This is a genomic window from Aquitalea sp. ASV11 (assembly GCF_016429185.1).
Taxonomy (GTDB): domain Bacteria; phylum Pseudomonadota; class Gammaproteobacteria; order Burkholderiales; family Chromobacteriaceae; genus Aquitalea; species Aquitalea pelogenes.
This window is the reverse complement of the sequence record NZ_JAELUD010000092.1, coordinates 1-14,340: the sequence shown is the minus strand read 5'-3', so window position 1 is coordinate 14,340 and position 14,340 is coordinate 1. Positions and strand designations below refer to the sequence as shown.

Annotated in this window: 11 protein-coding genes; 8 read left to right on the top strand and 3 right to left on the bottom strand. The window is 62.0% G+C overall.

Annotated elements, in window-relative coordinates; translation table 11 throughout:
• The coding region (locus JHD62_RS19590) for an ABC transporter permease (RefSeq protein WP_199104294.1) at positions 1-1,632 on the bottom strand (1,632 nt) is incomplete at its 3' end.
• A gap of 3 nt (positions 1,633-1,635) precedes the next feature.
• On the bottom strand, positions 1,636-2,859 hold the full coding sequence (locus tag JHD62_RS19585; protein WP_199104293.1) for an efflux RND transporter periplasmic adaptor subunit: 1,224 nt from the start codon (positions 2,857-2,859) through the stop codon (positions 1,636-1,638).
• Positions 2,860-3,137: 278 nt separating this feature from the next.
• Here JHD62_RS19585 and JHD62_RS19580 point away from each other — a divergent pair, with 278 nt between their 5' ends.
• The 8 genes from JHD62_RS19580 to JHD62_RS19545 all read left to right on the top strand — a co-directional run bounded on the left by JHD62_RS19580 (position 3,138) and on the right by JHD62_RS19545 (position 12,640).
• Positions 3,138-5,507 carry a PAS domain S-box protein gene (locus JHD62_RS19580; protein WP_199104292.1) on the top strand — a complete coding sequence of 790 codons (2,370 nt, stop codon included), beginning with the start codon at positions 3,138-3,140 and terminating at the stop codon, positions 5,505-5,507.
• Complete coding sequence (locus tag JHD62_RS19575) at positions 5,504-6,133, top strand: response regulator transcription factor (RefSeq protein WP_199104291.1); 630 nt, start codon at positions 5,504-5,506, stop codon at positions 6,131-6,133. The genes JHD62_RS19580 and JHD62_RS19575 overlap by 4 nt, the downstream gene beginning before the upstream one ends.
• Before the next feature lie 97 nt (positions 6,134-6,230).
• Positions 6,231-7,280 carry an RNA methyltransferase gene (locus JHD62_RS19570; RefSeq protein ID WP_199104290.1) on the top strand — a complete coding sequence of 350 codons (1,050 nt, stop codon included), beginning with the start codon at positions 6,231-6,233 and terminating at the stop codon, positions 7,278-7,280.
• A gap of 97 nt (positions 7,281-7,377) precedes the next feature.
• The gene (locus tag JHD62_RS23110; protein WP_199104289.1) at positions 7,378-8,460 is read left to right on the top strand and encodes an HD domain-containing phosphohydrolase; all 1,083 of its coding nucleotides are present in this window, start codon (positions 7,378-7,380) and stop codon (positions 8,458-8,460) included.
• Between the two features lie 262 nt (positions 8,461-8,722).
• A complete protein-coding gene (locus JHD62_RS19560) occupies positions 8,723-10,249 on the top strand; it encodes a catalase (RefSeq protein WP_199104288.1) in 1,527 nt (508 codons plus the stop codon).
• Between the two features lie 91 nt (positions 10,250-10,340).
• On the top strand, positions 10,341-11,096 hold the full coding sequence (locus JHD62_RS19555) for an AraC family transcriptional regulator (RefSeq protein WP_199104287.1): 756 nt from the start codon (positions 10,341-10,343) through the stop codon (positions 11,094-11,096).
• 66 nt (positions 11,097-11,162) lie between these two features.
• Positions 11,163-11,813 (top strand): LysE family translocator, encoded by a 651-nt coding sequence (locus JHD62_RS19550; protein ID WP_199104286.1) that lies wholly within the window; start codon positions 11,163-11,165, stop codon positions 11,811-11,813.
• Between the two features lie 32 nt (positions 11,814-11,845).
• On the top strand, positions 11,846-12,640 hold the full coding sequence (locus JHD62_RS19545) for an alpha/beta fold hydrolase (RefSeq protein ID WP_199104285.1): 795 nt from the start codon (positions 11,846-11,848) through the stop codon (positions 12,638-12,640).
• 3 nt (positions 12,641-12,643) lie between these two features.
• On the opposite strand, the gene JHD62_RS19540 is transcribed toward JHD62_RS19545, so the two are convergent.
• Positions 12,644-14,340 (bottom strand): SbcC/MukB-like Walker B domain-containing protein (locus JHD62_RS19540; protein ID WP_304506262.1); only part of this gene is annotated, 1,697 nt, incomplete at its 5' end.

The following is a 14,340-nucleotide window of genomic DNA, read 5'->3' as shown; positions in this document are numbered from 1 at the left end:
GTTCATCACGCCAATGCCACCAACCACCAGCGAAATCACCGCAATCATCGATACCAGCAGCGTCATGGTGGCGGTGGTGCTGGCAATGGTCTGGCGGATGCTGTCGGTATTCATCACGAAAAAGTCCTGCGTGCCGTGCCGACGTGTCATCAGCACCACCAGGCTTTGCTCGGCGGCAGCGGTGGACACATTGTCACTCACCCGCACCGTGAGGGCTTTCAGGTAATCCTGACCCAGCATGCGGTACATCACCGTGCTGTAGGGCAGCCACAGATTGAGGTTTTCGTCGGTGCCGAAGGCGCTTTTCTGGGTTTGCGTCACTGCCACCACCCGGCAGGGCAGCTTGCCCAGCAGGATGACTTTGCCGATAGGGTCGTCGCCATCGGCAAACAGGGCCTTGCGGCTGTTCTCGTCTATCACCACCTGCTGCGCCTGCTGGCTGACCGCCACCGCGTCGAATGGTCGGCCTTGCGCCATGGACACGCCGCGCACGCGGAAATACTGCTCGCCCACGCCCTTCACCTGGGCGGTGACCGCCACATTGCGATAGCGCAGCGTCACGCTGTCGCTCACTTCCGGGGTGACACTGTCGACAAAGGGCTGCTCGGCCAGCACCGTGGCATCACGCGGGGTCAGCGTATGGATGGCGTCGGCCTTGCGGTCGCCAAAATGCTTGCCGGGATAAATATTGATGGTATTGGTACCCAGCGAGCTGATGTCGCTGAGAATGCGCTGGCTGGAACCGGTACCCAGCGCCACCACCGACACGACCGAGGCAATGCCGATGATGATGCCCAGCATGGTCAGCGCCGAGCGCAGCCGGTGTGCCATCAGCGCGCGCCAGGCCATGCCGAAGGCCTCGGCAAATTGCTCGCGCAGCAGCCGCCAGCCGGTAGCCTGCTGACTGTCCGCTGGCTCAGGCAATGCGCTAACGGGAGAGATGGCGCCACGACGGGTATCTGCCACCAGCTTGCCATCACCGATCTCGATGATGCGGTCGGCATGCTCGGCCACCTTGCTGTCGTGCGTCACCAGAATGATGGTATGGCCTTCGGCATGCAGCTCGCGCAGGATGGCCATCACCTGCTGGCCGCTGGCACTGTCCAGTGCGCCGGTAGGCTCGTCGGCCAGAATCACCTTGCCGCCATTCATCAGCGCCCGGGCAATGCTCACCCGCTGCTGCTGACCGCCGGACAACTGGCCCGGCTTGTGACCGGCACGGTCGGCCAGGCCAAGGCGTGCCAGCAGGCTGGCGGCACGCGCACTGCGCTCGGCAGCCGGGCTGCCTGCATAGACGGCGGGCAATTCAACATTCTGCAGGGCGTCCAGCTCACCCAGCAGATGGTAGCGCTGGAAGATGAAACCGAAATGCTCGCGCCGCAGCTGGGCCAGCTGGTCCGGGTCCATGTCGGCCACCGCCTGCCCGGCCACGCGGTAGCTGCCGCGACTTGGCGCATCCAGGCAACCCAGAATGTTCATCAGGGTGGATTTGCCGGAGCCGGACGCACCGATGATGGCCACCATTTCACCGGCCTGAATCTGCAAATTGATGTCATCCAGCACCGTGACCGTGTCCTCGCCCGAAGCAAAGTCACGACACACGCCGGACAATTCCAGCAAAGGAAGGGACATGGTTTACATCCCCATCGGCGGCGGGCCGTTATGGCCGCTGCTGCTACTGCTGGCGGTGGCACTGGCTTCACCCACAATCACCTGCTCGCCGGCACGCAGTCCGGACAACACCTGGGCATGCACATTATTGTTCAGGCCAATCTTCACCACTCTCGGCTGCACACTGCCATCCGGCTGCAATACCCGCACCGCATAGCGGCCATCCTTGCCACGCACGCCCAGCGCATTGGCCGGAATCGCCAGCACGGCATGCGCCTGGCTGAGTACCACACTGACCTGCGCCGTCATGTTGATGCGCAGCTTGTGGCCCGGATTGGGCACATCAAACAGGCCGTAATAATAAATGGCGGTCGAGGAGGAACTGCTGGAGCTGCTGCTGGTGGAGGTGCTGCTGGTACTGGTGCTGTCACTGGAATCGCTATACGACTGCGGTGCCGGGTCGATGGCACGCAAGTGCGCCTGATAGCGCCGGTCCGGCTCGCCCAGAATGGTGAAGTACACAGGCAGGCCGGGTTTCACCCGCACCACATCCCCTTCCGAGATTTCCGCCTTTACCGTCACCGTATCCAGCTGCGCCAGCTTGACCATTGTCGGGGTGGACTGACTGGCATTCACCGTCTGCCCCTCCTCCACCGGCAAGGCCACCACCACACCATCAATCGGCGCAAGAATGCGGGTGTAACCCAGATTCAGCTGGGCGGTTTTCAGGCTGATACGCGCCTGCTGCAATTGCGCCTGCAACTGCTCGGCATCCGCGTTTGCACCATCCAGCGTGGCTTTGGCGCTGTCGTAGCTTTCCTGTGAGGTAGCCTGTTGCCCCAGCATCTGCTGCTGGCGGGCAAAGTCCTGACGCGCTTTCAGCAAGGCAGCCAGTTTGGACTTGAGCTGGGACTGATAGCTGCTGACCGAGGCCTGGGCATCTTCCAGCGAGTTTTCCTGGGTACGCGGGTCGATTTCTGCCAGCAAATCACCTTTTTTCACACTCTGGCCCAAGACCACCTTGAGTGATTTCACCTGGCCGGACACCTGGGCACCGACACTGACTTCACGCAGCGCCTTGATGGTGCCGGTGGCCAGTACGGTATCTTCCAGATCCATATTGCTGACCGTGGCGGTCAGGTAGTGATTCACAGGCGGGCGGGGATACAGCAGATAAGCGGCAACAGCCAGCAGCAAACCGGTGACAATCAGCAGGCTGCGTCGGTGCAATGCAATGAAACGGGGCATGAAGGGACAAGAATGCTTTCTGTTTTGATACCGAAGTATCCGGCTTTGCCCCCGGCCTCGCGGTTAATGCACTGTAAATTGGTGTTAATTACCGTAAAGACGGTTCCGGCCAATAAATAGCCGGTTTCCTCCAGCATTTTTGGCAAAACCCGTACTACAGGGTAAAGTATGCCGCACTCATGCCAGCCGCTACCTGTTGCGCAACAGGCATGGCCTCCCCTCACCCCATTGCATACAGGCTTCACATGCAACCGGCTCCTCGCCTTCGACATTTGCTTTTGCCCCTGACCGCCCTCTGGTTCAGCCTGTTCTGTTCACTGGTCATGGCCGCCCAGCCTGCCGCCCACAACTGGCTGGCTGCTCACCGCAACTGGCGGGTGGGCGTGGTGCTGCAAGCGCCTTATGCCCAGCTCAACCCGCGCAGCCATTTGCTGGAAGGGGCCGATGTCGAAGTGATGGTGCTGCTGGCCGGCAAGATGGATGTCAGTCTGAACTGGCGTACCTTCAGCAACCAGCAAGCGCTGGACCGTGCAGTGGAAAATGGCGAAGTCGATATCTCCCCCGGCATGTTGCAAACGCCAGCCAGCCTGCATCACTGGCTGTTCTCCCAGCCCTACCTGCGGGTACCGCACAAGATTGTCGGCTTCCCGGACGGCAGCGGCAATGCAGTAGACCTGGACCGGCTGTCGCTCAGCGAGCGGCTGGCGCTAGACGCCAATAGCGATGCACTGCGCTTTGTGCGACGCAATTACCCGGAACTGCCGCGGGTAGAGGTAGCCAGTGACCGTGCCGCGCTGCAAACCGTACAGCAGCAATATGCCGAATACGCCATCGTGGACGAGGCCCAGCTGGCCACCTTGCTGAAGGAACCTGAATTCTCGCGCCTGGCCGTGGTGGGCGACCTGGGCTACACCCACTTGCTGCGCATTGCGGTGCGGCGCGACTGGCCCGAGCTGCCGCCGGTGCTGGACCGTCAGCTGCAGGACATCCCCGGCATCCGCATGGAGCAGTTGTATGCGCGCTGGATGCTGCCCAGCTACCCGCGCCTGATCGACTCGCTGAGCTTCTGGCACCGCACCAGCCTGGCCTTGTTGCTGGCCGCCCTGCTGCTGGCCGGACTGTTCGGCCACCAGCGGCGGCAACGGCGCTGGGCGGAAAAGCGCCTGCTGGCGGCAAGAATGGAACTGGAAGCGCGGGATCTGGCCGAGGAATCGCTGCGCCTCACCCAGTTTTCCATCGACAACAGCACGGTGGGCATTCTGTGGGTGAACTGGGACGGGCGCATCCAGTACGCCAACCGCGCAGTGGAGAGCATGCTGGGCTATCCGACCGAGCAGCTGCTCAGCCTGTCCCTGCCGGAATTACAGCCTTCGCTGGACAACAGCAGCTGGCTGGATTTGTGGAACCAGCTGCGCGGTAGCAAAGCCTTGAGCAGTTTTGAAACCACAAGCCTGAAAGCCGACGGCCAGGTACTGCCGGTGGGCGTCACCCTGAGCTTTCTCAAGTTTGGCCGCACCGAATACCTGGTGGTGTATCTGAATGACATTACCGAGCGACAGAAAGCCCGCGCAGCGCTGGAAGAAAGCGAAGCCCGCTTCAAGGGCATGGCCAGCAATGTACCGGGCATGGTGTTTCGGCTGGAGCGCCCCGCTGCCGAGCACCCGGTGCGGCTGGCTTTTGTCAGCGACGCCAGCCAGGCCATGCTGGGTTACAGCCCGCTGGACCTGGTATGCATGCCGCAAGGCTGGCAGGACGTGGTGGCCAGCGAAGACCGCAGCAGCTACCAGCAAGCCTGGCAGGATGCCGCCGCACACAACCGCAACCTGGCCTGGCAGGGCCGCATGCAGCATCAGAACGGGCAATTGCGCTGGGTAGACATCAAGGCCACCGTGCGCTGCTTTGACGATGGCCACGTGGTATGGGACGGCATTGTCTGGGATATCTCGGCCAACAAGCACAACGAACTGCAACTGGCGGAATCGCGTGGCTTGCTGCGCAGCCTGTCGGCCCATCTGGAGTCGGTACGTGAAGAAGAAAAAGCCCGCATCGCCCGCGAAGTACACGACGAACTGGGCCAGATTCTCACCGTCTTGCGGCTGGAAACCTCGATGTGCGAACTAAGCTTCGGCCAGAGCGACAGCAAGCTGGCCGAACGCCTGCAGGCGATGAAAAAGCTGATCGAGCAGACTTTCCAGATCGTGCGTGACGTGGCAACTGCACTGCGCCCGCCGGTGCTGGATGCCGGCATCGGCTCGGCCATCGAATGGCAGGCGCGGCGTTTTGAAAAACGCAGCGGCATTCCCTGCCTGGTATCGGTGCCGGACAGCCCCATCGCCCTGAGCGATGCGCGCGCCATTGGCGTGTTCCGCATCCTGCAAGAAGCACTCACCAATGTATTGCGTCACGCCGAGGCCAGCACGGTCAGCGTGGGGCTGACCTGCCAGCAGGACATCATCACCTTGAGCATTGCCGACGACGGCAAGGGTTTCGACCCGCAAGCCCATCGCCAGCTGCGCTCCTTTGGCCTGGTAGGCATCCGCGAGCGGGTGCTGTTGCTGGGCGGCAAACTGGATATCGACAGTCAACCGGATGAGGGCTGCACCCTGACCATCCGCCTGCCGGTTGAAGAAGGAAGGGAAATCGCATGATTCGCGTCATCATTGCCGAAGACCACAAAATCGTCCGCGAAGGCATCAAGCAACTGATTTCGCTGGCCGAAGACATCAGCGTGGTGGGCGAAGCCACCAATGGCACCCAGTTGCTGGAACAACTGCGCCAGACCAGTGCCGATGTGTTGCTGCTGGACATTTCCATGCCCGGCACCAACGGGCTGGAAACCATTCCGCGCATCCGCGCACTGGACAATCCACCCGCCATCCTGATGCTGTCCATGCACGACGAAGTGCAGATTGCCGCCCGCGCCCTGAAGGCCGGTGCCGCCGGCTACAGCACCAAGGACAGCGACCCGGCCCTGCTGCTGACCGCCATTCGCAAGGTGGCCAGCGGCGGCCGCTACATCGACCCGCAACTGGCCGACCGCATGGTGTTCGAAGTAGGCCTGACCGACTCACGCCCGGCGCACACCCAGCTATCCGAACGGGAATACCAGGTATTCGAACGTCTGGTACACGGCACCAACGTCAACGAAATTGCCCAGCAATTGAACATCAGCGCCAAGACTGTCAGCACCCACAAGGTGCGGCTGATGCAAAAGCTGCAAGCCCATTCGGTGGCCGACATGGTGCGCTACGCCATCGAGCACAAGCTGATTTGAGCCCGCGCGTGCCAGCGGCAGACAAAACCCTGTCCCCCGGAGCGCCGTTGCGCTACCCTAGCCGGCTTTGTTCAATTACATACTGCCCTGCCGTTTCATGCGCATTCAGCAACTCCAGCAAACCCTGAGCGACCTTGGTGCTCGCCCCTGTCACATCGGCCGTATCAACCGCGCCTGGCTGCAAGGCCTGGCGCTGGATCACGGCACCCGCCACCAGCAAAGCGAGCATTATTTTCCGCTGGCGGTACGGCAGGGCCTGCCCGCCATCAGTGCGCAGCTGGAAGCGCTGGCACGCATCCACACCCGGCATGAGGCGGCGGATGCTTCGCAGCGCCTGCTGGTGGAACTGGCCGATGGCCAGATGGTGGAAAGCGTGCTGCTGCCACGTGACGGGCTGTGTGTTTCCAGCCAGGTTGGCTGTGCTGTCGGCTGCACCTTCTGCATGACGGGCAAGTCCGGCTTGCTGCGCCAGCTGGGCAGCGCGGAAATTGTCGCCCAGGTGGTGCTGGCACGGCGCATCCGCCCGGTGAAAAAAGTGGTGTTCATGGGCATGGGCGAACCGGCCCACAATCTGGACAATGTGCTGGAAGCCATCGACTTTCTGGGGCGTGAAGGCAATATCGCGCACAAGAACCTGGTGTTTTCCACGGTGGGCGACCCTCGGGTATTCGAGCGCTTGCCCGCCATGCAGGTAAAACCGGCGCTGGCGCTGTCGCTGCACACCACGCGGGAAGACTTGCGTGCCAGCCTGTTGCCACGCGCACCGCGTATCAGCCCGGCGGAACTGGTAGACCTGGGCGAACGCTATGCCCGCGAGGTGGGCTACCCCATCCAGTATCAATGGACGCTGCTCAAGGGCATCAACGACAGCCAGCAGGAGATGGACGCCGCCATCGCCCTGCTCAAGGGCAAGTATGGCGTGCTGAACCTGATTCCGTACAACAGCATGGAAAGCGACAGCTTCCAGCGTCCGGATGACGCGCATATCCGCCACATGAAGCACTATCTGCACGCCCATGGCGTGCTGACCAAGATTCGCGATTCTGCCGGACAGGACATCGACGGCGGCTGTGGCCAGTTGCGCGCCCGCGCAGCGGATGTCATCGATACCAGCCGCTTGCGCCGACGTCAGGGCCAAACCGGCTGAGAGATTTCATTGGCATGACATTTATCCTTCTTGTTAGAATGGTTATTTGCCGGACAATATCCCGTCCGGTTAAACAGAACAGCAAGAAAGAACCAGCGTGCGGCTCCGTTTCGAACAATGGCGTGATTTTCTCGATATAGATGCAGACAGCGTCAACACGCTGCGTGAGTTTTCCGGCTTGATCCGCCCGCATATGGACGTGCTGATGGATGCGGTTTACGCCTACATCCGGGCCAATGCCGCAGCCAGTGCAACCTTCAGCGACGAAGCTGCCCTGCAACGCGCCCGCGCGCACCAGCAGCATCACTGGCTGGAGCATGTGTTTGCCGGCAATTTCAATCAGGACTACCTGGAAGCCACGCTGGCCATCGGCCACACCCACCAACGACTGGGCGTGGACCTGCGCTTTTATTCCGGTGCCTACGTGGTGGTACTCAACCAGCTGGTGCAGCTACTGGACAAGCTGGTGCAGGATGCCGCCACCCGCAGCCGCTACCTGACTGCCATCAATCGCGCAATTTTCCTCGACATGGGTCTGGCTACCTATGCCTATTACGACACCCTGCTCAATGCGCTGGAAGACATGGCACAGGAAGTCACCCTCAGCCTAGCCCGCGCCGGCGAATACCGTGACAACGAAACCGGCAAGCACATCACCCGCATGAGCAAGATGTGCGAGCAGATGGCACTGGCACTGGGCAAGGACGCCACCTGGGCGCATGCACTGCGCATGGCCAGCCCGCTGCATGATGTGGGCAAGATCGGCGTGCCGGACCGCATTCTGCTCAAGCCCGGCCGACTGGACGAGGAAGAATTCCAGATCATGCGCGAACACCCGCGCATTGGCGGCACCATCATTCCGGAGCATCCGGCACTGGTGATCCGCATGGCACGGCGCATTGCCCTCACCCATCACGAAAAATGGGATGGCAGCGGCTACCCCGCCGGCCTGTGCGGCGAGGAAATTCCGCTGGAAGGCCGCATTGCCGCCATTTGCGACGTTTACGATGCACTGGTGTCCTCCCGCCCCTACAAACCGGCCTGGACTCAACAGGCTGCGCTGGACTACCTGCAACAGGAAAGCGGCTATCACTTCGACCCGCAGCTGGTAGAAACCTTCTTGCGCATCGTGCCGGAGGTCGATGCCATCCAGCGGCGCTACGCCGAGGAAACCACCTGAGCACGGCTGGCCGCGAGCCCATCCGGCCAGCCCAGTTCCTTAGTACGGCCCTCGGCTCTTGCCAGCATGGATAAAGTGAAATCCACTCAAAACCTACCATGCAAAATATCAGCAAGTCATTGTATTAAAACAACTAAACACAAAAACAAAGACCATGCACAGACGATAGCCTGTCGCCATCCACCCCATAGCATTTTCAAAATTCTGATCAGCGGCCCCCATCCCTAGACTGAGTGTCCCTACAACTCTCAGGACTTTCGTGATGAAGCCAACAACACATTGCCTGCTGCTTGGTGTCAGCCTGGGCCTGCTGCTGGGCCTGCCTGCCACAGCCAGCACACTGACCCGTGACAATGGCGCGCCGGTAGGCGACAACCAGAACTCGCAAACCGCCGGCCCCAACGGCCCGATGCTGCTGCAAGACGTGCAACTGGTGCAGAAGCTGCAACGTTTCGACCGCGAACGCATTCCGGAGCGCGTGGTGCATGCACGTGGCGCGGCCGCCTATGGGGTGTTTGAAGCCAGCGCCGACATCAGTGCCCTGTCACGTGCCAAGGTGTTTGCCAAGGGCAGCAAGACCCCGGTATTTGTCCGCTTCTCCACCGTGATTCACGGCCTGCACTCACCGGAAACCCTGCGCGACCCGCGCGGCTTTGCCACCAAGTTTTATACCAGCGAAGGAAACTGGGATCTGGTGGGGAATAACCTGCCGGTGTTCTTCATCCGTGATGCGATGAAGTTTCCCGACATGGTGCACTCGCTGAAACCGGCTCCAGATACGAATCTGCAAGACCCGAACCGCTTTTTCGACTTCTTCTCGCATCAGCCGGAAGCCACCCACATGCTGACCCGGCTGTACTCGGACTACGGCATCCCCAAGGGCTACCAGTTCATGGATGGCAATAGCGTGCACGCCTGGAAGCTGGTGAACAATGCAGGCAAATACGTCTACGTCAAATTCCACTGGGCCAGCCGTCAGGGCCAGCACAACCTCACCATGCAGGAAGCTGCTGCCATCCAGGCACATGACTTCAACCATGCCAGCCGCAGCCTGCTGGAGGCGATCAAGCGCAAGCAATACCCGCAGTGGGACTTGTTCATCCAGGTCATGCAGTCGGAGGACATGGCAAAACTGGACTTCAACCCGCTGGATGCCACCAAGATCTGGCCGGGCATTCCGGAACAGAAAATCGGCACCATGACGCTGAATCGCCTGCCGGAGAACGTGTTCCAGGAAACCGAGCAAAGTGCCTTTGCCCCGTCCAACCTGGTGCCCGGCATCGAGCCGTCAGAAGACCGCCTGCTGCAAGGCCGCATCTTTGCCTATGCCGACACCCAGTTGCACCGGGTGGGGACCAATGGCCTGCAACTGCCGGTCAACCGTCCGCAAGTGAAGGTGGACAACAACAATCAGGACGGCGCCATGAACGAGGTTCAGCGCAGTGGTAATGTCAATTACGAACCCAGCCGTTTCAGCCCGCTGAAGCAGGATCCGGCGGCACGCAGCAGCCAGTTGCCGCTTGGTGGCAGCACCCAGCAGGCGGGTATTGGCAAAACGCAGAACTTCCGCCAGGCCGGTGAGTTCTATCGCAGCCTGAGCAGTCAGGACCAGGCCAGGCTGATTGCCAACCTGGCCGCCGACCTGGGCCAGGTACGTAACGAGACCATCCGTAACACCATGCTGTCCTATTTCTACAAGGCCGACAGCGGCTATGGCCAGGCCATCAGCAAGGCGCTGAATGCCAATGTGGCCGAAGTAGCCAGACTGGCCAAAGCCTTGCAGGACTGACCGTCCCGCAGCAGGCAGGCCCGCTGCAGATGCCCGCCACGCCGCATGCAAGCGACTGGCGGGCTGGGCATGACATCGCTATAGTCGCAGCATGATCCTGCTGCGTACCCCGCTGCTGGAGCTGGCCCGCATCACTGCCAGCGCCAGCGGCTTTCCCCGCCACACCCATGACGAATACGTCATCAGTGCCAATCTCGGAGGGCATGAACAGGTATGGCTGGAAGGCGAAAGCTTTGTCGTCAGCCCGGACATGCTCACCATCTACCCGCCGCAAGCGGTGCAATCCAGCCACAGCCTGAGCGATGCAGGCTGGGACTGCCTGTCGCTGTATGTCGACCCGGCAGCCTTCGGCCAGTTGTTCGACTGCCCGCCGCCCGATTTGCCCAGCCATCTGCAACAGCCTGTGTTTGCCAGGCAGCTCAAGCATATTGCCCGGCTGGAAGCCAGCTTGCGCGAGGAGGCCATCGTGCAGTTGCTGCAAACCCTGCTGGATGGTCGCGCCGCCGCGCCCCATCGGCCGGACAGCAGCGGCAGCCAGCTGGTACAGCATGTACGCCAGCGCTTGCTGGATGACCTGTCGGTGGGGACGCACCTGCAACAGCTGGCGGCTGCAGCCGGAGTGACATCAGCTCATCTGGTACGCCGCTTCCAGCAGGCCACCGGCTTGCCACCGCTGGCCTGGCAGATGCAACAGCGCATGGCACTGGCGCGACGCCTGCTGCGTGCCGGAAGGCCCATCATCGACGTGGCGCTGGCCACCGGCTTTGCCGATCAGGCGCATTTCAGCAAGGCGTTCAGCCGTTTTTGCGGCATGTCGCCCGGCCGCTACCGCCAGATCAATTTTTGACAAGACGCCACGCAAACGGCCCCGTATCATCGGGGCTGTTTTTTTATTTCGTACGGATTTGTCGTCATGCTGGCCATTGCCACCAAGGGTTTTTTGCTTTCCATCTCGCTGTGCCTGGACATTGGCATCGTCAATGCCGCGCTGATCAACACCGGCCTGCGCAAGGGGCTGCGCCCGGCCTTGCTGATGGGGCTGGGCTCCTGTTTTGGTGACTTGTTCTATGCCCTGCTGTCCTTGCTGGGCATGTCGCTGCTGTTCAGCTTCACCCCGGTGCGCTGGGTGATGTGGCTGGGTGGCGGCGCAGTATTGCTGTGGCTGGCCTGGAAAATGACCCGTGCAGCCTGGCGGGAATTCCACCAGCCTAGCAGCCATGCTGCAAGCCCGGCCGAAGACGGCACACCGCGCAGCAGCCAGGCCGAATTCTGGCGCGGGCTGCTGATGGCGCTGGCCTCACCCTCCTCCTTGCTGTGGTTTGCCGCCGTTGGCGGCAGCATCATCGCCCAGTCCACCGACGGCAGCTCGCTGTCGGCCAGCATCTTCCTCAGCGGCTTTTTCCTGGGCGGTGTGGTGTGGTCGTCTTTCCTGGCCTGGCTGGCCAGTCACGGCCAGAAGCTGGTCGGCCACCGCTTGCTGCTGTACTGCAATGCCGCTTCTGCCGCGCTGTTTGCCTATCTGGCGCTTGGTGTCATCGTCAACGGCTATCAGACATTGCTATAACAAAGCCATTGTCACCATCGAAAGCCCCTGCCATGTTGCGACTGCTACGCCTGCTGCTCCTCCCCCTGCTACTGCTGAGCGCCTCTGCGCTGGCAGTCGGCTCAGGCTCGCTTGTGGGTGTGGTGCTGATGCACGGCAAGGGCGGCAGCCCGGAAAAACATGTCACCGGACTGGCCAGTGCGCTGCGGCAACAAGGCGTGCTGGTGGCGAGTCTGGAAATGCCGTGGTCGGGCCGACGTGAATACGATGCCGATGTCGCCAGCGCGGTGGCGCAGGTGAATGCTGCACTGGAAACGCTGCGCCAACAGGGTGCGCGCAAGCTGGTGGTGGCCGGTCACAGTCAGGGCGGGCTGTTTGCGCTGTATCTGACCGGGCGTTTGCCTGTGGATGGCGTGATTGCCATTGCACCGGGCGGCAATGTGGGTGCGGGCTTGCTGCACGACCGGCTGGCTGACACGGTGGCCAGCGCCCGCGCACTGCTGGCAGCAGGCCACGGTGAGGAAAAAACCCGGCTGGCCGACTTTGAGGGCAGCAAGGGGCTGTACCCGGTCATGACCACCCCCCGCATTTATCTGGACTGGTTCGACCCAGACGGTGCCATGAACCAGAGCAAGGCCGTACAGCAAGTACAGGCCGGCGTACCGGTGCTGTATATCTCGCCGGACGGCGACTACCCGGCCTTGCAGCGTGTGCGCCAGAGCATGTTCAATGCCCTGCCGGCCAACCCGGCCAGCCAGTTGCTGATTCCGCCGGGCAGCCATCTGGAGGCACCAACAGCGGCCATACCCGGCATTGTCGACTGGCTGGACCGTATCGCAAAGGATTGAAACTCAGCCCCCCACTACCGACAGTGCCGACAGGCCGACGCCACCGGCACGCGCCACGCGGATCTGCACCGCAATCCTCTCCTTCATGCCTTCCACGTGGCTGATCACGCCTATCATCTTGCCGCTGGCATTCAGGCTGTCCAGTGCATCCAGCGCAATTTCCAGCGTTTCGGCATCCAGCGTGCCAAAGCCTTCGTCAAGAAACAGCGAGTCGATGGAGGTTTTGTGGCTGACCAGGTCGGACAGTGCCAGCGCCAGTGCCAGGCTGACCAGAAAACTCTCGCCGCCTGACAAGGTGCGGGTGTCGCGGCTGACATCGGCCTGCCAGCTGTCAACGATTTCCAGTTCCAGTTCACCCTCGGCCTTGCGCCGCAGCTGATAGCGCCCATGCAGGCGAGATAGCTGGCGATTGGCCAGATACACCAGGTGGTCCAGCGTCAGGCCCTGGGCAAAGCGGCGGAACTTGTCACCCTTGGCCGAGCCGATCAGCCCGTCCAGCCGCTGCCACAACTCGCTGTCCTGCTGCTGCCGGTCGATTTGTGCCAGCAAGTGCTGCAGACCGGCCCGGCGGGCTGCGTCTCCATCCAGCAAGGCCTGCCAGGCCCCGGTTTGTCCGCTCAGTTGTTGACGCGCGGCATCCAGCGCCGCCAGTTGTGCTTCCAGCTCAGCCGCCGACAGCGGGCTGAGCGGCGCTGCCGCCAATGCCTGCCGCTGCGACTGCGCCGCTTGCAGCAAGGCCTCGGCCTGCTGCACCGCCTTGTCCAGTTGCTGTTGCAGGGTTTGCAGCGCGGTGCGTTGTTCTGTGCTCAGGCAGGCCGCGACAAAATCCGCCTCGCTGGCAAAGCGGCTATGTTGCAAAGCCTGCTGCCACTGGCTGGCATCCTGTTGCAGCTGAAGCTGCTGTTCGGCCATATCCTGCTGCAACTGCCGGCACTGCCCCTGGCGCTGCGCCAGTGAGGCGGCCAGTGCAGTACGCTGTTGCAGGCAGTGTTCCAGCGCCGCTGCCGGGTCGGCCTGCGGCGCTGGCGGTGTCATGGCCGGCAATGCCAGTTGCTGCCACCACTGTTGCCAGTGCTGCTGCTGGGCCAGGGCCTGGCTGTGCTGTTCCTCCAGCCTGGCCAGTTGCTGCTCCAGCTGCTGCATATCGCTCTGCTGCTGTTGCCAGTGCTGCCATTGCTGCTGGCGTGCTTGCAACCAGGCGTCGACATCCTCCGGCATGGCATGGCCCGCCTCGGCCAGGGCTTGTTGCAACTGCTGCTGCAAGGCAGCGCACTGCCCGTTCAGCCCCTCCAGCGCGGCTTCGGCTTGCAGGCATTGCTGCTGCAAGCTGTGCGCCGCCTGTTGCTGCAATGCCAGTTCTGCCTGGGCCGCCTGCTGCTGTTGCTGGCACAGCTGCTTGTGTTGCACCGCCAGCTGCCAACGCTGGGCGGCGGCTTCAGCTTGCTGCATGGCTTGTTCGGCCTGTTGCAGCTGCTGCATCGCCTGTGCCACACCGGCGTGCAGACGGGCTGGCTGTTGCCAGTCATCCGCAAGCAAGGCCAGCGGAGCTGCCAGCGCCTGCCACTGTTGCAAAGCCTGCTGCTGCCGTTCCTGCTGCGCTTGCCATTGCTGCTGCAAGCTGGCCAGCTGTTGCTGCGCGGTGCCCAGTCGCAAACTGGCCTGATGTCCTTCTGCCTGTACCGTTTCCAGACGGGTCTGGA

What these genes read in the sequence shown, in the direction of transcription:
- JHD62_RS19585 (WP_199104293.1), bottom strand. Translation starts at nt 2,859, where the DNA reads ATGCCCCGTTTCATTGCATTGCACCGACGCAGCCTGCTGATTGTCACC.
- JHD62_RS19575 (WP_199104291.1), top strand. Translation starts at nt 5,504, where the DNA reads ATGATTCGCGTCATCATTGCCGAAGACCACAAAATCGTCCGCGAAGGC.
- JHD62_RS19570 (WP_199104290.1), top strand. Translation starts at nt 6,231, where the DNA reads ATGCGCATTCAGCAACTCCAGCAAACCCTGAGCGACCTTGGTGCTCGC.
- JHD62_RS19560 (WP_199104288.1), top strand. Translation starts at nt 8,723, where the DNA reads ATGAAGCCAACAACACATTGCCTGCTGCTTGGTGTCAGCCTGGGCCTG.
- JHD62_RS19555 (WP_199104287.1), top strand. Translation starts at nt 10,341, where the DNA reads ATGATCCTGCTGCGTACCCCGCTGCTGGAGCTGGCCCGCATCACTGCC.
- JHD62_RS19550 (WP_199104286.1), top strand. Translation starts at nt 11,163, where the DNA reads ATGCTGGCCATTGCCACCAAGGGTTTTTTGCTTTCCATCTCGCTGTGC.
- JHD62_RS19545 (WP_199104285.1), top strand. Translation starts at nt 11,846, where the DNA reads ATGTTGCGACTGCTACGCCTGCTGCTCCTCCCCCTGCTACTGCTGAGC.